The following is a 21041-nucleotide window of genomic DNA, read 5'->3' on the forward strand; positions in this document are numbered from 1 at the left end:
TCAGTTATTATCGTGATGCTTTATATACATGATGAAATTAGTTTTTGTTTTGTTCCACACCGGAATTTACTTTCAAACGCAATGCGTTCAGGCGGATAAAGCCAGTTGCATCCCCTTGATCGTATGCTTGTGTTGGATCAGCTTCCATTGTGGCAATGTCCGGGTTGTACAGGCTGACAGGGCTTTTCACACCTGCGCCGATGATGTTGCCTTTATACAGTTTCACACGAACGGTACCTGTTACATTTTTCTGGCTTTCAGTCACCAGCGCCTGCAGCGCTAGACGTTCTGGTGCGAACCAGAAGCCGTTGTATACGAGTGTGCTGTAACGTGTGATCAAGCTATCACGCAGGTTCATGACTTCACGGTCCATCGTGATGGATTCCATTTTGCGGTGAGCGGTAAACAGAATTGTTCCACCTGGTGTCTCGTATACACCACGGCTCTTCATGCCGACGAAGCGGTTCTCTACCATGTCCACACGGCCGATACCATGTTTGCCACCAAGTTCGTTCAGTTGCTCCATCACTTGTAGTGGGCTCAAGCGCTCACCATTCAGTGCAACACAGTCGCCTTGTTCGAATTCAAGTTCAACATATTCCGCTTGATCCGGTGCATCTTCAGGTGCACTGCTGAGCAGGAACATGTCTTTGTTCTCGTCCGCACTTGGATCGAACCAAGGATCTTCCAGCACGCCGCTCTCATAGCTGATATGCAGCAGGTTACGGTCTGTGGAGTACGGTTTAGCCGCCGATGCGGTTACCGGAATGCCGTGTTTTTCAGCGTAAGCGATCATTTCGGCACGTCCCGGAAACTGGTTGCGGAACTCTTCCAAACGCCAAGGCGCGATGACTTGAATGTCTGGTGTCAGCGCAGCTGCGTTCAGCTCAAAGCGAACCTGGTCATTCCCTTTACCCGTAGCGCCGTGAGCAATCGCTGTAGCGCCTTCTGCACGAGCGATATCGACCATACGTTTCGCGATCAGTGGACGTGCGATACTTGTGCCAAGCAGGTATTGTCCTTCATAAAGGGCACCAGCTTGGAACATTGGATAGATGAAATCTTTGGCGAACTCGTCGCGCAGATCGTCAATATACACTTTGGAAGCACCTGTAGCGAGAGCTTTTTCCTCAAGGCCGTCCAATTCATCCTTTTGTCCAATATCCGCCGTAAATGCGATAATCTCCGCATCATATGTTTCTTTCAACCATTTCAAAATTACAGATGTGTCCAACCCGCCGGAATAAGCGAGTACGATTTTTTCCTTAGCCATGTTCAATGGTCCTCCCCAAGTTCAGTTGCTTAATCTATCATCGCGAAATCTGTGTCTAAAATCAACCCATTCAGGCAAACAGCATCTATTCGCTCATTAACGCAGCCATCAATGCTTTCTGCGCATGCAGTCGGTTCTCCGCCTGATCAAAGATCAGGGAGTTTGGACCGTCAATAACTCCAGCACTCACTTCTTCTCCACGGTGAGCTGGCAGGCAATGCAGGAACATATAATCCGGCTTCGCGCCTTTCATCAGTTCCTCATCCACCTGATACGCAGCAAATGCTTGTTCACGAATCTTCTGTTCCTCTTCAAAACCCATGCTCGCCCATACATCCGTATACACGATATCCGCATCTTTCACAGCTTCCTGTGCACTGTACGTTACAGTCACCTGTGAGCCGCTCTCCTGTGCAATGCTGCGCGCCTGCTCTACGACTGCGCTATCAGGCTCATAGCCTTCCGGAGTCGCTATTGCAACATGCATACCCATCTTCGCTGCACCAAGCATCAGGGAATGAGCCATGTTATTGCCGTCTCCGACATAAGCCATTTTCAGCCCTTCCAGCTTTCCTTTGTGCTCCAGCACAGTTTGGAAATCTGCGAGTACCTGGCATGGATGTGCTGCATCGCTCAGGCCGTTAATAACCGGAATATCCGCATGTTGTGCCAGTTCAGTCACATTATGGTGTCCAAAGGTACGAATCATGATGCCGTCCAGGTAACGTGACAGAACTTTGGCTGTATCATGTGTCGTTTCCCCGCGACCAAGTTGGATATCGTTTTTGCTCAGGAAGAGCGCGTGACCGCCCAGTTGGAACATGCCGACTTCAAAGGATACACGTGTACGTGTAGATGATTTTTCAAAAATGAGTCCGATCGTTTTACCTTGGAGTGGCTGATATGGCACACCGTTTTTCTGTTTACCTTTAATCTCAATCGCAAGGTCCAGCAGATAGCGGATTTCCTCCGCTGTATAATCTGTAAATTCAATAAAATCACGGCCTCTAAGATCGACCTTCTGTACCTTTTCCGTCTGTTGCGCTTGTGTCATGTTAGTGTTGTCCTCCTTATTTCCGGTTCCCTGCACCCGCATGGGCAGAAAAATGTAGAAGGTTGATATCTTGCCATCCGACTACTCACTTTCATCTTCCGCTAGTTTACCGCGCGGTTACAGGGATTCATGATTCATCATTTTGGTTCCGCTTCGAGGCCCGCGAAGGCCCCGAGTCAGAAAGGTTGTATAAAGTCTTATTAAGCGTTCTTCGCAGCCACATGCTCTTCAATCAACGTAGCTACCAAGGATACCGCCTCATCGATCTCTTCCTTGCTCACATACAAGTTTGGAAGCAGACGAATGACATTCGGTCCTGCGGATACAAAGAGAATGCCTCGTTTCTGACCAGCAAGCACAATGTCTCCTACCGCTTCAGCACATTCGATTCCAACAAGCAGCCCCATACCCCGAACTTCTTTTACAAACGAATTAGCAGCCAAACGCTCCCGCAGAGAGTTCATCAGGTATTCGCCCATTTCAGCTGCACGCTCAGGCAAATGATCTTCGAGCATGGTTTCAATCGTTGCAATGACAACGGAAGAGGCAAGCGGTGTTCCGCCAAATGTTGTTGCATGACTTCCCGCAGTAAACGCATCCTTCAGATAACCTTTACCCAGCATCGCACCTACAGGGAATCCACTACCAATACCTTTGGCTACCGTGAAAATGTCCGGCTCAATGCCATAATGCTCATGCGCGAACAGTTTGCCTGTACGTCCCATTCCGGTCTGTACTTCGTCCACAATCAACAGCAGTCCGTGCTCTTCACAAAGTTTGCGAACGTGGTGGACAAAATCTGGTTTGACCGGATGTACTCCACCCTCGGCTTGCACCATCTCCAGCATGATCGCTGCTGTATTGGGTCCGATTGCAGCTTCGAGAGCCGCTGTGTCATGCAATGGTACGGTTACGAATCCGGCTGGCAATGGCAAAAATCCTTCTTTCACCTTATCCTGCCCAGTTGCTGTCAAGGTTGCGAGTGTCCGTCCGTGGAAGGATTGGGCAAATGTAATGACTTCGTACCGACCTGTGCCTTTTACCTTCTGGTGATAGCGACGAGCCAGTTTGATTGCCGCTTCATTCGCTTCTGCACCACTGTTACAGAAGAATACGGCGTCTGCGCACGTATTTGCTGTCAACAAAGCCGCTGCTTTTTCCTGACCTGGAATCTGGAACAGGTTGGACACATGCCACAGCTCATCAATCTGAGCTTTCAGCTTGGCTCCGACTTTCTCCGGTGCATGGCCCAGACTCGTTACAGCCAACCCGCACATGAAATCAAGATAACGATTGCCCTGATCATCCCACAGCCAGCTGCCTTTTCCTTTGACCAGACTGATTGGATAGCGCGCATACGTTTGGAAAAGAGAGCTTTCCGTCTGTGCCGCTACACCTGTCGCTGCTACGCCCGCTACTGCTGTGCCAGAACCTGGCTGTTCATTGCCTTTTGCCATCACCTATCACTCCTATTGGTTGGTGCAACGGCAATCATATAAGAGCTATAATTTACACTAGACCACTCCGATTGCAGGACCATCTTTTGAACGTACGCATACTCCACTTCGATGACAGAACAACCTTTCGATCGCTGTTATCCCCGGATTTTTTTGATTGATCCTTAAAGGGGAAAATCCGGGGATAAAGGCGCACGCTTCGCTTCTTCAGGTTATTTCTGTCCTCTACGTTATGCATTTTTATTCTTCAGATTGGTTCTGCACCCTACGTTATTGTGTGTGTAATATTAGATTTCTTATATAAAAAAGCGATGCACATATTTTTTTATTTACTATAAGACCATGAAGACACTAGCGCACTGAGAGCAAATTACTGCATACGGATAATTCGGGTTCCGATGGTTTCTCCGCCAAGCACACGGCTCAGGATCTGAGGTTCACTGCCATCTACGATGATGACTTCACGCACTTTGCCGTGAATACAAGCGATGGCTGCACGCACCTTTGGAATCATGCCGCCATAAATTTCTCCGGTTTGGATCATATCCTCGATCTCTTGTACAGAGACAGATGGCAGTACTTTTTTCTCGCCGCCTACATTCTTCATAATGCCAGGAACATCAGTCACTACGATCATCCGACTCACTCCGAGATGGGAAGCTACCGCACCTGCGGCTGTATCTGCGTTGATGTTATAACGCTGGCCAGAGGCATCCACACCAACTGGCGCGATAACTGGCATATATCCCATGTTTACGATGCCTTGAATAATCTCCGCATTAACGCCTGTTACGTCACCTACCCAACCAATCTCTGCATGGTTGCTAACCGGTTTTGCCTGGATCAGACCACCGTCCACACCCGACAATCCCAGCGCGTGTCCACCAACTCGTTGGATCAGGCGGACGATCTGTTTGTTAATACTTCCCGCAAGAACCATCTCTACGACGTCCAGCACGGGTTCCGTTGTTTTACGCAATCCGTTCACAAACTCGGTCTCAATGCCCAGCTTCGCCAAATTATCCGAGATCGCAGGACCGCCGCCATGTACGATGACAGGCTGTGTTCCCTTGGACTGCAAATCACGCAGATCTGCAAAAAAGGATTCAGGCAACGCCGCCAGCGTGCTGCCTCCGCATTTCATTACAAACGTCTGCTTCTCGGCACCTGCCTCTGTTCCGATACTCTCATTTTGCAATGTTGAATTCATGAGGGCACTCCTTTCAATTCAAATGTTTTAACGAGATTAACACTTCATTGATGCAATATTCTTCGGCTGACGTTCCGAATCCGGATCGTTCTTTCGATCGCTGTTGTCTCCAGGTTTTTTTTGAACCCCTTCTTTTGAGGGGAAAACCCGGAGACAAAGGCGAACGCTTTGCTTCTACAGAATCGATTCCGCCTTCTCCACTACCTTCGCAGTTATCAACCACCAAAGAAAGTTCAATCCTTATACATTTTCAACATATTTACGAAGCAGCTACTCATAGGAAAGCAGCATTCTCCGTTAACGTGTAAATATAAATAGTTGCTTATTACGTGCGGTATGCCGCGTTAATTCGTACATAGTCATACGTCAGGTCACAGCCCCATGCGATGGCCGTTCCCTCGCCGTGGTGCAGATCGACCACAATGCGTACGGTATCGGTCTGCAAGTAGGCCAGCGCCGCTTCTTCGTCGAATACGACTGGACGGGATTGTTCAAGTACAGAGATGTCTCCCAGACGGATATCAACCGTCTCCGGGTTCACCGGCTGTCCTGCTCGCCCTACGGCTGCAATAATCCGTCCCCAGTTGGCATCAGCGCCAAACATGGCGGATTTCACCAGGCTGGACCCAATGACGGTCTTTGCAATAGCTTGCGCGGATTCATCACTTACGGCACCCGTTACTTGTACTTCTACCAGCTTGGTTGCTCCTTCTCCATCGCGAGCAATGGCTTTGGCAAGCACTTCGCACACATAAGTGAATCCGGCAGCAAAAGCATCCCAATCCGGATGTTCCACGGTCAGTTCTTCGTTACCTGCCAGACCGCTGGACATGGCTACCAGCATGTCGTTCGTGCTCGTATCTCCATCCACTGTAATCATGTTAAATGTATGATTGGTCGCCTGACGCAGCAGGCGCTGCAACGCTTCTGCACTAATGACTGCATCAGAAGTCATAAAAGCCAGCATGGTCGCCATATTCGGATGAATCATCCCCGATCCTTTGGCGGCACCAGCAATCGTAATAGTTTTGCCGTTCACCTCAACGGAGACGCAGGCTTCTTTTTTCACCAAATCGGTTGTCAGAATAGCTTGGGAAAAATGCTCCGCCTCTTCTGCTTCCTTGCCCAAATGTGCCGGAAGTCCGCTAATCCCCGAGTGTACAGCGTCCATCTTCAGCAATTCACCAATGACACCTGTAGAAGCTACAGCAACATCCTCTTCTGCTACGCCCAATTCACGTGCAGCCGCCGTACGCATGGCGTAGGCATCCTCTTCACCTTGTTGTCCAGTACATGCATTGGCATTCCCGCTGTTCACGATGACTGCCTGAAGGCGTCCATTGCTCAAGCTCTCACGTGTGACTTTCAGAGGTGCGGCCTGGAATACGTTCGTTGTATACACCGCAGCTGCAGTTGCCTGCACGTCACAGCGGATCGCTCCGATGTCGTTACGAGACGTTTTTTTCAATCCGCAGTGCAGTCCACCAGCAGTGAACCCGAGCGGGGTTACAATCGTTCCGTTCTCAACTATAGTAAAAGCCTTTTGCTCCACATTCGTTCCCATATGTTATCCCCCGTTATGCGTTCGGCTGCATGCCGATTGTCCGCTTGCTTTGCCTGATCCGTTTTCCCCACATTGTATCGGAATTGCGCCTAGACGCTCTCCCAATGATTCAACCCTTATGGATATACTGGAGTCATGTTCAGCCCGAGGTTCTCCTCCCATCCCATCATCAGGTTCATATTTTGAATGGCTTGCCCGGATGCACCTTTTACCAGGTTGTCGATGACCGAAATAATCGTCAAACGACCTGTACGAGGGTCAGCTGCAAATCCGATATCACAATAGTTCGATCCGTACACTTCCTTCGTTGAAGGCCAGATCCCCGGCTCACGTACACGCACGAACGGACGATTTTCATAATATTTACGGTACAGATCAACGATTTCACGGTCACTATATTCACCAGTTAAATTAGCATACATCGTACTCATGATTCCGCGAGTCATTGGCACCAGTTGAGTTGTGAACGTTACTGTGACAGGAGATCCAGTGATATTTCCCAGCACTTGCTCAATTTCGGGAATATGCTGATGTTTGTTCAGTTTATATGCTTTAAAATTCTCATTCATCTCTGCATAATGATTCGTCAGACTTGTTCCCCGTCCCGCACCCGATACGCCGGATTTGGCATCAATGATGATACTGGAAGGGTCAATCCATCCTGCCTCAACAGCTGGAATCAATCCGAGTAACGTAGCCGTTGGGTAGCAGCCTGGGTTGGAAATAAAGTTCTTGCCCTTCACTTCGTCGCCATACACCTCTGCCATGCCGTATACCGCCTGTTCCAGCAATGTAGCAGAAGGTGCCGGATGTTTATACCACTCTTCATACACCGTTCCATCCTTAAGTCTGAAGTCTCCAGACAGATCAATGACCTTAAGCCCTGCTTCAAGCAGGCTCGGAACGAGTTTTGCGCTGACACCAGACGGGGTTGCTGTGAACACCAGATCTGCACGACTTGCGATCTCAGCCGGGTCCACGCCGTCGAGTGGCCTCTGAATCACGTCCGTCAAATGCGGGAATCCATCTGCGATGGACTCACCACTGCTGGATGAAGAGATTACCGAAGTAATTTCAACCTGCGGATGGTTCTGGAAAAAACGAATCAGCTCCACCCCGCCGTAGCCGGTGGAACCGACGATTGCCACTTTTAATTTGTTATTCACTCTCGCTCCCCCAATCTTGTCGTATGCGCTACTTATACTGTTCTCCTGCTCCCAATGAGCTTTCATACAGCAATTCCGTCGCTTCTATGCATATTTGTGTATTATTATACGACTCTAGTTATATAAATACAACACTCTATCATCAATTTTACATGGATTCTCATCGCTTCCGAACATATCTTTCCAACATCTGCGGACGAACCCGTATACTTCTGCTAAAATACGTATTATAGGAAACATTACAACCAGGGTCTAATTCATAATCAATCTACACGATGAAGGGTTTATGAATGGATTCATGATGGTCATTATGAGACATGGGGGACTACAGTGCATATCGAATCCATTTTACTTGTTGTACTCCTGGGCCTGAATATTATTTTCGCTGCAGCGGTCGTTTTCTTCGAACGAAAGGATGCCAGTGCATCCTGGGCTTGGCTGCTCGTCTTGAACTTTATTCCGGTGTTCGGGTTTGTACTCTACTTATTAACAGGGCAAAACCTGACGCGCTACCGACTTTTCCAGTGGAAAGAGCGCAAGAAGCTTGGGCTTGAAGAACGTATTGCTGCCCAGCTTGCACAGCTGCAAGACAATAGAACACCTTTCCGTAATCAAGCGACAGAGAGTAGTCAGGACATGATTTATATGAACCTGAAGCAAAACGATGCTCTGTTGACCGAAGACAACGCGGTCGAGATTATTACCGACGGAACAGACAAATTCCAGCGGTTGCTCGATGATATCGAGGCAGCGAAAGATCATGTTCACGTGCAATACTACATTTATAGAGGTGACCGACTCGGCAAAAGAATCCGGGATGCACTTATTCGTAAAGCGCGCGAAGGTGTCAAAGTTCGTCTGCTGTATGACGCGCTGGGATCGCGGCGGGTATCCAAACGCTTTTTCAAAGAATTGCGCGAAGCAGGCGGTTTGGTTGAGGTCTTTTTTCCATCCAAATTCAGTCTGATCAACCTGCGTATGAACTACCGAAATCACCGCAAAATCGTCATCATTGATGGCAACCTTGGATATACAGGCGGGTTTAATGTAGGGGATGAATATCTCGGCTTGAATTCCAAGTTCGGTTACTGGCGCGATACTCATTTGCGTATTCAGGGTAACGCTGTTCATGCTCTTCAGACCCGTTTTCTTCTCGATTGGAATGAAGCGTCTAAGCAGCACGATACACCGTATGTTCCGGCGCATTTCCCTCATATTGAGGGCACAGGAACAACTGCTATGCAGATTGTATCCAGCGGACCGGATGCAGAGACAGAGCATATCAAGAACAGTTATCTGAAAATGATTAATGGAGCCAAACATTCCATTCTGATTCAGACACCTTATTTTATTCCAGATGCCAGTGTATTCGAAGCCATTCGTCTTGCGTGCCTGTCAGGAATCGATGTTCGCATTATGATTCCAAATAAACCGGATCACGCCTTCGTATATTGGGCTACGCTATCTTATATCGGTGAGTTGTTAAAGGTGGGAGCAACTGTTTTCATCTACGATAACGGCTTTATTCATGCCAAAACGCTTATTATCGACAGTATGGTCGCATCTGTGGGAACCGCTAATATTGATTACCGCAGCTTCCGACTGAACTTTGAGGTCAATGCATTTATGTATGACGAGGCGATTGCGACTACTCTTGTGCAGACGTTTGAGCATGATCTTCTTGTATCCCGTGAGATGACGTTAGAGGAATACAATAAACGCAGTGTGAAGATCAAATTTAAAGAAGCGATTTCTCGTCTGCTGTCTCCGATTCTGTAAATACAGTAGTTATAGCAGATACAGTAAGTAGTACAGTGATTTTCGTTCCAAAAGACAAAACAAAAAGCAGGTGCTTCCTCTCCAGCTATGTCTAGTGAAGGAGTACCTGCTTTTTTAGATTATTATAAATTTACTTTCTTATTATAAGTTAACGTATGACCTCTACACTGCTCTCCTTTATCATGTGAATGTGAATGTTAAGTTCATTGCTAGAGTGCCTACTCGCTGTACCTTACAATTCCCCACGTTTAAAGCCTTCGCCCAGTACTTCATGCGCATTGCTAATAATGACAAAAGCCCCCGGGTCCACGGACCGAATCAAAGCTTTCAGTCTAGGCACCTCATTCTGTCCGACAACCACCATCAGTACAGTGCGCTGATCGTCGGTGTAACCACCTTTTGCCTCCAGCTTCGTCAGTCCGCGATCCAGATCATCCAGAATCACCTTCGTAATCGGTTCGGTCTGGTTGGAAATAATATAAGCTACCTTTGAGTTACCAAGCCCCATCTCGACGGCATCAATGACTTTACCGGTAACGTATAAACCGATCAGAGCAAAGAGTGACTGTTCCAATGACAATACAAAAGCAGCCATAATAATGACCGTTGCATCCATCATCACAACGCAAAGAGAGTAACTCAGTCCGCTATATTTTTGTACGATCCTGGCCAGAATGCTCATGCCCCCTGTTGAACCTCTACCTCGATATACGATTCCAATCCCGAGACCAACCCCAATTCCTCCATAGAGTGAACCAAGTAGCGGATTCGTTGTTGGAATGGCCCAGTCTTTCGTGAGGTATACAAACAGTGGCAGTACAATACTGCCGAGTACAGAACGTATTCCATACTCCTTGCCAATCAGGAGAAAACCCGCGATCAGAAGCGGAATATTAATAGCCCACTGGGTGTATGCCGGCTCAAGCCCCAGCCAATGTTTGCCCAATATCGATAACCCGGATACCCCACCTGAAGCAATCTGGTTCGGAAGTAAAAATAAATTAAAGGCCACGGCAATCAAAAACGAACCTAAAATAATGGATACGGTATCTACAACGTTTCTCCATGGGCCGTTCAGGGGAATGAGCGTGGTTAGCCTCTTCTTGCGGTTATTGTGTAACGGTTGTTGCTGTTGCATGTCATCTTGCTCTCCTTTTTTGTATATATGCTCAAAAAAAAGCCCCTGTATACACCCAGCATACGCCTACACGTATCGGGTCTATACAGGAACTTTTGATTAATCGGTATCTACTTTAATCTGGCTGCGCAAATAACCATCGATGAATCCATCGAGGTCGCCATCCATTACTGCTCCTGTGTTTCCAGTCTCCACGCTCGTACGGTGATCCTTTACCATACTATAGGGATGGAACACATAGGACCGAATCTGGCTACCCCACGCAATATCCGACTGTTCTCCTCGGATTTCGTCCAGCTGTTGTTTTTGTTCTTCAATTTTACGTTCATACAATTTGGAACGAAGCATCGTCATCGCTCGCTCACGGTTTTTAATCTGTGACCGTTCGTTCTGACACGTTACAACCACACCTGTTGGAAGGTGAGTAATCCGTACAGCTGAGTCGGTGGTATTGATATGCTGTCCACCCGCGCCGCTCGCACGGTACGTATCGATCTTGAGATCTTCTGTTCGAATATCCAATTCAATCGTGTCATCAATCTCAGGAACCACGTCACAGGATACGAAGGAAGTATGTCTGCGTCCTGAGGAGTCAAAAGGTGAGATTCGCACCAATCGGTGGACACCCTTCTCGGCTTTCAGATACCCATAAGCATTGTGCCCCTTGATGGATAGCGTGACACTCTTGATTCCTGCTTCATCTCCTGCCAGATAATCCAGCACCTCAACCTTGAAGCCACGTTTCTCGGCCCAGCGTGTATACATCCGCATCAGCATCTGTCCCCAGTCCTGTGACTCGGTACCACCAGCTCCCGGGTGAAGCTCTAGAATCGCATTCATCTTGTCATACGGCTGATTCAGGAGAAGTTGGAGCTCGAACTCTTCTACCTTGCTCACGATGGCTGTCACGCTGTTGCCGATCTCCACAGCCAGATCATCATCGCCTTCTTCGTCAGCCAGTTCTGCCATCATGACCGCATCATCATAATCCTGCTGCAGCTTGGTGTATTGATCCACAGATCCCTTCACCGCGTTCAGCTCGGCGATTAAGGATTGTGCCTTATCATTATCATCCCAGAAATCCGGGGCGGACATTTTCACTTCGAAGTTCTCAATCATCTCTTGCTTAAGATCTAAGTCAAAGAGACCCCCTAAGATTTGTTAGTTTCTTGCCTATTTCACGCAGGTCCTGCTTCACGCTTGGATCGATCATGTGCAATTCCTCTTTTCATTAAGATAAGCTCCCCGCATCCAGGGCATTCCTCCAGATCAAGTATCCGATGCTTCACCTTGGAGTCTAGGTTACCTTTATGTCGGCAATCCTCTTCTCCATGATCTTGGTCACATAGTTATAACTATGCACCAATTACAGGTTATGCATCCTTCACTTGATCATTTGGAATACCCGGCTGCAAGGAGCCGTTCATGTCATTCTATTTAAGTTGATCAAACATTCGTTACACCTTACCACTCCGATTGCAGTAGCATCTTCCGATCGCTCTTATCCCCAGATTTCCTTAATTCCCTTTCACAAGGGGGAAAATCCGGTGATAAATGCGAACGCGTTGCTTCTCCAGATTGCTTCTGCACTCTCCGTTATGGTGTAAAAAATTCAGATCCAACTTATACACAGGGTAATATAAGAGAGTCGTTTAACTACTCTTGACCGTGGCAGTGTTTAAACTTTTTGCCGCTGCCACATGGACAAGCATCGTTGCGTCCGATTTGGTCAGACACTTTTACCGGACGTTTCTCCGTAGGCTCGCCGCTTGTCGAGATCTGGCTTTCGTCAACAACCGCTTGACGCTCCTGATTGCTCTCGATTTGTGCTCTCATCACATAGGTTGCCACTTCTTCCTGAATCGAAGCGATCATCTGATGGAACATTTCGAAGCCTTCAAACTGGTACTCACGCAGTGGATCTGTACCGCCGTAGGCACGAAGGTGGATACCTTGACGCAATTGATCCATCGCATCAATATGATCCATCCATTTGCTATCTACTGCGCGAAGCACAACCACTTTCTCGAACTCACGAACCATCTCTTCACCGATTCGCTCTTCTCGTGCATTGTACTTGTTCTGAACTTTCTCAAACAGGTAGTCGATAATCTCTTCTGCTTCTTTGCCCCACAGATCATCTTTCGTTACAGAGCCTTCATCCAGCAATTTGCTGTTCATGTAGTCGGCAACTTCCTGCAGTTCCCAGTTTTCCGGAATGTCATCACTGCAATGAGCTTCTACAATACGTTCAATGGAAGGCTTGATCATATCCATAACGATTTGTTTGATATTCTCGGACTCAAGCACCTCGCGGCGCTGTTTATATATAATTTCACGTTGTTGGTTCATGACATCATCATATTGGAGAACGACTTTACGTACGTCAAAGTTATTACCTTCAACCCGTTTTTGTGCCGACTCTACAGCACGGGTAATCATCCGGCTCTCAATCGGTTGGTCTTCTTCAAAACCAAGACGCTCCATCATGTTCAGTACATTGTCTGCACCGAAACGTCTCATCAGCTCATCACCCAGTGACAGGTAGAACTGTGTAGAACCAGGGTCACCCTGACGTCCTGCACGTCCACGCAGCTGGTTATCAATTCGGCGGGATTCGTGACGCTCTGTACCGATGATATGAAGGCCGCCAACTTCAGCTACACCTTCGCCCAGGATAATATCCGTACCCCGTCCAGCCATGTTGGTTGCAATCGTTACTGCACCGGCTTGTCCAGCTCCTGTGATGATCTCCGCTTCTTCAGCGTGATATTTGGCGTTCAATACCTGGTGACGAACACCACGGCGTTTCAGCATATCAGAAATTCGCTCGGAGTTTTCGATGGAGACTGTACCAACCAGAACCGGTTGGTTCTTGCTGTGACGTGCCACGATTTCTTCCACAACCGCGTTGAACTTGCCATCGATGCTCTTGTACACCACATCAGCCATATCATCCCGTTTGTTTGGACGGTTGGTTGGGATCTGCAATACTTCGAGACCGTAGATTTTTTTGAATTCTTCTTCCTCGGTCTTCGCTGTACCTGTCATTCCCGCAAGCTTACGGTACATCCGGAAATAGTTCTGGAATGTAATCGTAGCAAGTGTCATGCTCTCGTTCTGTACTTCAATACCTTCTTTGGCTTCAATCGCTTGGTGCAATCCATCGCTATAACGACGTCCTGCCATCAAACGGCCTGTGAACTCATCGACGATCAGTACTTCTTCATCACTCACCACATAATCGACGTCACGACGCATGATTACGTTAGCTTTCAGTCCCTGTACGATGTGATGGTTAAGCGTAACATTGGCATGATCATACAAGTTTTCGATACCAAATGCTTTCTCAGCTTTCGCTACACCAGCTTCTGTCAGCGCTACGGATTTCACCTTGATGTCCACCGTAAAGTCTTCTTCTGGAACCAGACGTTTCACGAAACGGTCAGCTGCATAGTACAGATCTGTCGATTTCTGAGCTTGTCCGGAAATGATCAGAGGTGTACGTGCCTCATCGACCAGAATGGAGTCCACTTCATCAATGATACAGAAGAACAATGGACGTTGTACCATCTGCTCTTTGTACAACACCATGTTGTCACGCAGATAGTCAAAGCCAAATTCATTATTCGTACCGTACGTAATATCACATGCATAAGCATGTTGTTTCAAAGCATGGTCCATACCGCTCAGGTTAACCCCTACCGTCATGCCCATGAATTCATAAATTTGTCCCATTTCCTGGCTATCCCGTTGAGCCAAATAATCATTGACCGTTACCACGTGTACACCTTTGGACATCAATGCATTCAGGTATACCGGGAGTGTTCCTACCAGTGTCTTACCTTCACCCGTTTTCATCTCTGAAATCCGGCCTTCATGAAGGGCAATGCCTCCGAGCATCTGTACGTCATAGTGACGTTTGCCCAGTACACGGCGAGATGCCTCACGTACGGTTGCAAATGCTTCAGGAAGAAGTTCATCTGTTGTTTCTCCCTTTTCAATGCGGGCACGGAATTCCTCCGTTTTGGATTTCAGTTGTTCATCAGACAGAGCCTGAAATTGTGGTTCCAGTTTATTGATCACATCGACTGTCTTCATCAGACGTTTAACATCACGTTCGTTCATGTCGCCGAAGATCTTTTTGACAAGTCCTAGCATGGTATACCCCTTTCGTGCAAAACAGAATAGACCCCCTGCTGCCGCCGCGCGACACCATCGGATGGATATGTATCCACTTGCCCGGGGGTGACAAACGATATAAAAAATAATATAAATGAATCAACTCCAGGCTTGCCAAGGTTCCTCATGAAGCTGATTCGGTATTCAACCGGATCCGGTTATTAGAAATAAGCCGAATACCGAGCCTTATGAATCATGTTCATGGTGCTGTGCCTGTCATTGATTATGATTAGCGATCATTCGTTGACAATTCCTCATCAGGACAATGATTCTCTTGCATAAATTGTAACAGTTTGTAAGGGTCGCCGCAACACGCCACGGCACACTTCTTTGAACTTCTGAAGCCTCTCCGATGGAGTTTAAGTGCAAAAAATCATAGTCGTTAGCGGAAGCCCTTGATTCTATCGTTTCATTTTCCAGTTAGATAAGGCATGTTAACGAATTTTGGTGGTAAATTTGGATGAAAATCTCAATATAGAGAAAAAGAATACATCTTTAACGACTTCTCCGCAAGCACTGAAAATTTTGCCTTCACTTTGCACGGATTGGTCTCATTCCTACTATCTATTAGACGCAGTAACATGGAAAATAGTTTCACAATCTTGCTTCAGCGACTTTTTCCAGCCCATCCACGCACAAAAGAGCCCCATCCCATAAAGGATGGAGGCTCTTGTTAGTTTAATCCAATACAGGAATCCAAAGTATCCCTGTCTTCATTCGTTATCATTAAGGAATCATTTTTCATTTCAATTCATTGGTTCAACCTTGTTCAATCAAACCGTATTTACCATCGTTCCGTTTGTACACAACGCTGACTTCTTCGTTCTCAATGTTGGAGAATACGAAGAAATTGTGACCGACCATGTTCATTTGGAGGATAGCCTCTTCCACGTCCATTGGTTTCAACATAAACCGTTTCGTCCGCACCACTTCCAAGTCATCATCTTCGGTTTCCGTATCCAGTTCAGCGGTAGCCACTGTACCTGTTGGGTCTTCAACGAAGAGCGTTTTCAGGCTGCCTTCCTGACGGAACTTACGGTTAATTTTCGTTTTGTGTTTACGGATCTGACGTTCCAGCTTGTCCACCACGGAGTCAATGGAAGCGTACATATCGTCGCTCTCATCCTCGGCGCGGAGCACAATGCCTTTCAAAGGGATCGTCACCTCTACTGTATGCAAGCCTCTCGTCGTGCTCAGGGTAACAGCACCGTCAGAGTTAAGGGGTGCATCGAAATACTTCTCGAGTCTACTCAACTTTTTGTCGACATAATCCTTCAAAGCATCGGTAACCTCGATTTGTTGACCTCGAATACTTAAATTCATAGGGCACTCCTCCTTTTCCTTTGCCACTTCATTATAACACGAATGTAAGCGCCATGTAAAAACTCCCGGTGACCGAATAATGACATCTGTTCAAGCCACATCAGCCAACATAGGCTTACCGCCATATTTCGCGATATTTCACCATTTTGAGGCATAATCGTTAATTAACATGGATGGTCTTATTAGGCGCTTGATGATGTAATTAACCGTTTCCGAGCTCCTTCAATCTATTATGTAAAATGAATACAAACTATGTCTTGAATCTATCAAATTTATATGAATAATGTTCTATGGCTGATTCTCAAATTTCGAATCTATTAAAACAAAAAAAGACCCCGGAAAAACCGGAGTCTGATGCTAGCGATAATTCAATTGGTAACCATCTAACCATATATGTAGGTCGGATTGTCCGGATGATTATAATTTGATTACGTTAGCTGCTTGCGGTCCACGCGCGCCTTCGACGATGTCGAATTCTACGGATTGACCTTCTTCCAAAGTTTTGAATCCTTCGGATTGAATTGCGGAGAAATGTACGAATACGTCGCCGCCGTCTTCAGTTTCAATGAAACCGTAACCTTTTTCTGCGTTGAACCATTTTACTTTACCTTGCATGCACTAACATTCCCTTCGTCATCAAATGAAGTGAGGTTGTGTCAAAGACCCTTGCCCACAACTCAGATAATACCATCCAAAGTTATCCATTGTCAATTGGTAAAGTAAATGTTTTCTTGGAATTTTTTGTAGATTAATTGTAGGTTTTGTTGAATGGTGGAGGATTGTTAATATTGATGGTTGTTAGTCTAGTAATATAGATTTATTTGGAATTACTCTACTGTGCGGATAACAGCAAAAATGATACAATTTATAAAGTTTCAAATTACATATTTTTACTACAATAGCCAGAGGAGAATCAACGATGATCTATTCAAAGTATTACAGAAAGCGGGGCTTACTAGCAATACTAATTTTAGCCAGTATCACATTATGCACATTACTAATGCTACCAACAACTGCCGCTGCTAAAGAAAAACAAATCTCAGCCGATCAACTCAAAAGTAAAAGCCGTCTCTCCTTCACACTGCGGGATGCAAATCAAACGTCTTATACCGTTTATCTATTCGCGGATGACGAGCAGAAATATACCCTTACAGAGCCAAATGACTGGACAAACAATAAAACAGGTGACAAAAGTTATTCTGGAACGTATCGTGCAGCGATTCTAAAAAAAGGTGCCAAGTATGGAACCGTTCAAACCACGAAGTTACCTATCGAAACCATTATTTTGCCTCAGACCTGGAATTATACAATCCAAGGAAAAGAATCAGGAACACCTGACATGTTAATGCTTACAGATTGGGGGACTTCCAACTTCAATGAGGTGCACACTTATATAATCCGTTCTGGTGTGTTACAACCAATAAAATTCACAGACAATAAAGGCAAAAAGATTTCCGACACATACTGGGCTCTCAGAAAAAATGGCATCCGCAGTTTGTCAGGCTCAAGAGTACAATTCAAATATTATAACAATATGCAGTTCAAGTATGCAGTCGATACATTCAAGCTAAATGTTAACAAGCTGGAGCTGCGTCTCAGCGATACCCGTTATTGGGATCAATCATCTTGGCCAAACTCCGGAATGGGGGACCGTGCATATCTGGAAACTCTTAAGGCCGCTGCATCAAAGGGCAAGTTACCAGGTCGATCTGATATTAAGATTGGAATGACGCTCAAGTCCGTGCAAAACAATCTAAATAAACCTAAGTCTCGTGGAAACGAGGAATGGGGAGCCTTTTATTATTACCCTCAATTTGGCTTAGGCTTTGATTCATATATGCATGAACTTAATGCCAAGTCACGCATTGCCATTCTGCAACTATACAACGAGAAACAAAATCTTGCTCCACAAAATGTGCGGTTCTGGCTGGGTAAACCTTCTAATGAATATTATAACGAAGCGGTCGGCGGTTATGAAATGACCTACAGACTGGGGAAACATACATTAGTGTTTAATTATGAGGAAGAGGACGATTTAATCGATTTTACGAATATTTATTAGAAAATATTAGAAATGAAAAAAGGATGAAGAAATGTCCCGGCGGGTCTTTTCTTCATCCTTTTTTCACATTTTAATACCTTTTAGTATCCACAATAATGCTGTCAACTGCGTAAGACATCTCATATGCGCTCTTTTGTACCTTAGCCTGTTTGCGTTGAACGAGCCAATCTTTGGCTTCAGACTTTAAGCTACTCATCTTCATCAGAATTGCATGATCGTTCTCCATAATGCTCTTAAGCCGAGCTTGTTGAGATAGAGATACCTCACCTGAGTATTGTTGTAACATAGAATCAATAATGACCTGACGCTTATCCACGAATTGCTCCAATGTTTCTGAATCCACTTCTTCAATGGTAAGTATAATATCATGTGTTAATTGTTCTAACTCTGTAATCAAATCATCCATGAACGGCTCCAAGTTCAGATGAAGATACCATTTTACTTGCCTGGACCCAGGTTTCCTTCAACTCTTTTAAATAACCCAAGGCTTCTTCAGCAGGTTCAGCATTCTTCTTCGTGTTGGCATCAATAAGAAGAAAATTAATATATTCGTACAGCGCATTAAGGTTCTCTGCAATATCAGCAGAGCGATCCAAAGTAACTGATAATTCACTTACAATGGTTTGCGCTTTCCCAAGGTTTAGACTAACCTTCTGATAATCCTTGGCACCCAATCCGTCAATCGCTGTCCGTACAAAACGAATAGCTCCATCATACAACATAATCAACAACTGACCCGGTGAAGAAGTCTGAACGGACGACTGACGATATTGATCATATGGAGACTTAATCATATTTACACCCTTTCACTCTCAAGTAAAAATTTAACTAGCAAAGAAGCTGGATAAACTAGACGACTGGCTCTGATATTTATTCATTGCAGTTTCCATTGCAGTAAATTGCTTGTAATAACGATTTTCAAGATCACTCAGACGTTTTTCCAAGGCTGTGATTTCAGTGTTGTAACCTTTGAGTGTTTTACCCATGACGCTCTCTTCTTTGTAAAGACTGTTAATATCACCGCTAAATTTGGTCGTACCGGCACGTTCTGCGACTTTGGTCATTGCAGTATCCATCTCTTTGTACAACTTACCAAAAATGGAGCTATCAACACTCGTTCCGGAACCTTGCAATAAATCGGAAACCTGCTGCGGGTTGTCTAGTATTGCTTTTTTAAATTTATCTTCATCCAGATAAATTTTCCCGTTTTCATAATACTTGCCACCCGTAATTCCGATGTTACTAAGATCCCCCATCTTCTCACTCATGATGGTTCTCATTTTAGAAGTTAGACTAGAGAGAATGTCATCATTTTTAAGAAGACCACTTTTGGCTTTTTCCTCCCACAACTTAATGTCACTCTCTGTCATCGCACTGCGCTGTTCAGAGGTAAGCGGTTGGAAGCTCCGGTACTTTTCTTCACCAACCTTGGTGTTCAACAAGTCTAACATCGTATTATAATCTGCAATAAAAGCCTTCACCGTCTCTAGTGCTTTATCCGGATCGCTCTGAGTATTTATTGTGAAAGGCTTGTCACCACTAAGTGTGATCGTACCATTAGTATCTGTAAACGAACTTGCAGTCGTTGAAAGCAAATTCATTTGCACACCGTTGTAAGTAATTATATTGCTAGTAGGTGGAGGATCCAACTTCTTTCCATTGATTAGAACAATAGCATCTTTCGCCGCGATGTCTGTGACCACTGCAGTTGATCCTTGTCCAAAAACATCCATTAACGCATTATTTCCGGCATCCGGTGCCTTAACATCTAGTTTACCTGTAGAACCTAGATCTTTAGAAGCGATGGTAAACTTACCTGTTAAATCATCGAAACTAGCTTTTACATTCAAGTCCGTTTTACTATTAATTTTCGCAATTATAGAAGAAACCGTATCTTGTCCGGTAAACGTCATTTCTACATCATTAATCTTAATTTTGTATTCTTTGGAATAATCACTCGTACCTAAACTTGTTGTTGGTTGTCCGAATTTTATGCCGTTAGCCAGTTCGGCAAGTGACTGCCTTGAGCTATAGCCTTGACCCTTACCTTCTGTTTCTTGCGCTTTTGCCGTAGCTAGTTGGGCAACGGATACTTCCATTTTAATACCATTAGCTGTTGCACCCGCTTCTGCTTTAACCGCATCGGTGTTACCTGTTACAACAGCTTTTTGTGTATTTAGAGCTGCAGATTGTCTGTAGGTCTGTTGTAATTTGGTATTTCGGAATTCATACATCTTACTGTTCAATTCCCGATAACTATCACGCTGCCATTCCAGCAATGTTTTTTTCTGGTTCAACTTATCCAGCGGAGCTCGCTTGGCTGTCATAAGTTCTTTGACCATGCTATCAATATCCATACCGGAGAACCCGTTTATACGCATAAATCCAACTCCTCGCTAGTTAGAATATAATCTGTACTTTTATACTTTCTCGTCGATCAGGATGCCCGCTATTTCCATCATCTTGGCTACCAGATCCAGTGTCTTCTCAGGCGGAATCTCGCGAAGCACTTCACCTGTTTCCTTATTTAGCACCTTCACCATAATATCATGAGTCTTCTCATGGATGCTGATGTCCAGTGTCGTTTCTGGACCTTGGAGGGCTTTTACCGCCCGATCAATGTTACGGATCAGCAGTTCCTCTCCCACAGATAGATTCACACCCTGTTTTTCTTTGTTATAAGCTTCTTTCGCTGTCCTGATGTGTACTGTGTCGGTTCCCGCTTGAGAAGCGCCTGCCGGGTTTTGTACCTCTATAGCAGGGTTTGCAGATGAGGCAGCAGATAAGGAAAATTGAATGTTCACCCTTGAACGACCTCCAACTATTTCGCATT

Annotated in this window: 17 protein-coding genes; 2 read left to right on the forward strand and 15 right to left on the reverse strand. The window is 45.6% G+C overall.

From position 1 onward, the window contains the following. Nucleotides 1–37 precede the first annotated feature (37 nt). The 6 genes from HP548_RS02280 to argC form a co-directional block, all read right to left on the reverse strand. Nucleotides 38–1273 (reverse strand): argininosuccinate synthase, encoded by a 1236-nt coding sequence (locus HP548_RS02280; RefSeq protein ID WP_063567516.1) that lies wholly within the window; start codon nt 1271–1273, stop codon nt 38–40. Between the two features lie 85 nt (nt 1274–1358). Next, on the reverse strand, nt 1359–2327 hold the full coding sequence (gene argF / locus HP548_RS02285; RefSeq protein ID WP_175380741.1) for an ornithine carbamoyltransferase: 969 nt from the start codon (nt 2325–2327) through the stop codon (nt 1359–1361). Between the two features lie 200 nt (nt 2328–2527). Beyond that, nucleotides 2528–3784, reverse strand: a complete 1257-nt coding sequence (locus HP548_RS02290) for an acetylornithine transaminase (protein ID WP_175380742.1) — start codon at nt 3782–3784, stop codon at nt 2528–2530. A gap of 370 nt (nt 3785–4154) precedes the next feature. After that, nucleotides 4155–4994: an acetylglutamate kinase gene (gene argB, locus HP548_RS02295; RefSeq protein WP_099859214.1), complete on the reverse strand. Its 840-nt coding sequence runs from the start codon at nt 4992–4994 to the stop codon at nt 4155–4157. Between the two features lie 325 nt (nt 4995–5319). Beyond that, entirely contained in the window at nt 5320–6558 is a 1239-nt protein-coding gene (gene argJ / locus HP548_RS02300; RefSeq protein ID WP_175380743.1) for a bifunctional glutamate N-acetyltransferase/amino-acid acetyltransferase ArgJ, read from the reverse strand. Between the two features lie 116 nt (nt 6559–6674). After that, on the reverse strand, nt 6675–7724 hold the full coding sequence (gene argC, locus HP548_RS02305) for an N-acetyl-gamma-glutamyl-phosphate reductase (RefSeq protein ID WP_175380744.1): 1050 nt from the start codon (nt 7722–7724) through the stop codon (nt 6675–6677). 330 nt (nt 7725–8054) lie between these two features. Between argC and cls the strand changes: the two genes are divergently transcribed. Then, nucleotides 8055–9503, forward strand: coding sequence for a cardiolipin synthase (gene cls, locus HP548_RS02310; RefSeq protein ID WP_072733585.1), 1449 nt, complete (start codon nt 8055–8057; stop codon nt 9501–9503). Between the two features lie 232 nt (nt 9504–9735). Here cls and HP548_RS02315 read toward each other — a convergent pair whose 3' ends face one another. The 5 genes from HP548_RS02315 to HP548_RS02335 form a co-directional block, all read right to left on the reverse strand. Continuing rightward, the gene (locus HP548_RS02315; RefSeq protein ID WP_175380745.1) at nt 9736–10641 is read right to left on the reverse strand and encodes a YitT family protein; all 906 of its coding nucleotides are present in this window, start codon (nt 10639–10641) and stop codon (nt 9736–9738) included. Nucleotides 10642–10740: 99 nt separating this feature from the next. Further along, a protein-coding gene (gene prfB, locus HP548_RS02320; protein WP_099859210.1) for a peptide chain release factor 2 occupies nt 10741–11854 on the reverse strand; the annotation gives its coding sequence in 2 pieces (ribosomal slippage) (nt 10741–11781 and nt 11783–11854; 1113 coding nt in all). Nucleotides 11855–12297: 443 nt separating this feature from the next. Further along, nucleotides 12298–14802 (reverse strand): preprotein translocase subunit SecA, encoded by a 2505-nt coding sequence (gene secA / locus HP548_RS02325; RefSeq protein ID WP_076287627.1) that lies wholly within the window; start codon nt 14800–14802, stop codon nt 12298–12300. Between the two features lie 780 nt (nt 14803–15582). Continuing rightward, on the reverse strand, nt 15583–16146 hold the full coding sequence (gene hpf / locus HP548_RS02330; RefSeq protein ID WP_072733587.1) for a ribosome hibernation-promoting factor, HPF/YfiA family: 564 nt from the start codon (nt 16144–16146) through the stop codon (nt 15583–15585). Nucleotides 16147–16563: 417 nt separating this feature from the next. Further along, nucleotides 16564–16761 carry a cold shock domain-containing protein gene (locus HP548_RS02335; RefSeq protein ID WP_024631599.1) on the reverse strand — a complete coding sequence of 66 codons (198 nt, stop codon included), beginning with the start codon at nt 16759–16761 and terminating at the stop codon, nt 16564–16566. 304 nt (nt 16762–17065) lie between these two features. On the opposite strand from HP548_RS02335, the gene HP548_RS02340 reads away from it, so the two are divergent. Continuing rightward, a complete protein-coding gene (locus HP548_RS02340) occupies nt 17066–18208 on the forward strand; it encodes a DUF4309 domain-containing protein (RefSeq protein WP_175380746.1) in 1143 nt (380 codons plus the stop codon). A 70-nt stretch (nt 18209–18278) separates the two neighbouring features. Here HP548_RS02340 and HP548_RS02345 read toward each other — a convergent pair whose 3' ends face one another. The 4 genes from HP548_RS02345 to HP548_RS02360 are packed head-to-tail and all read right to left on the reverse strand — an operon-like array spanning nt 18279 to nt 21012. Further along, nucleotides 18279–18614: a hypothetical protein gene (locus HP548_RS02345; protein ID WP_175380747.1), complete on the reverse strand. Its 336-nt coding sequence runs from the start codon at nt 18612–18614 to the stop codon at nt 18279–18281. Next, nucleotides 18607–19002 carry a flagellar export chaperone FliS gene (gene fliS / locus HP548_RS02350; RefSeq protein ID WP_079695658.1) on the reverse strand — a complete coding sequence of 132 codons (396 nt, stop codon included), beginning with the start codon at nt 19000–19002 and terminating at the stop codon, nt 18607–18609. Before fliS ends, HP548_RS02345 begins: the two co-directional genes overlap by 8 nt. Nucleotides 19003–19032: 30 nt before the next feature. Beyond that, nucleotides 19033–20589 (reverse strand): flagellar filament capping protein FliD, encoded by a 1557-nt coding sequence (gene fliD, locus HP548_RS02355; RefSeq protein WP_175380748.1) that lies wholly within the window; start codon nt 20587–20589, stop codon nt 19033–19035. Between the two features lie 39 nt (nt 20590–20628). Next, nucleotides 20629–21012 (reverse strand): flagellar protein FlaG, encoded by a 384-nt coding sequence (locus HP548_RS02360; RefSeq protein WP_175380749.1) that lies wholly within the window; start codon nt 21010–21012, stop codon nt 20629–20631. Nucleotides 21013–21041 lie beyond the last annotated feature (29 nt).

The sequence above is a fragment of the Paenibacillus taichungensis genome, from assembly GCF_013359905.1.
GTDB classification, from domain to species: Bacteria; Bacillota; Bacilli; order Paenibacillales; family Paenibacillaceae; genus Paenibacillus; species Paenibacillus taichungensis.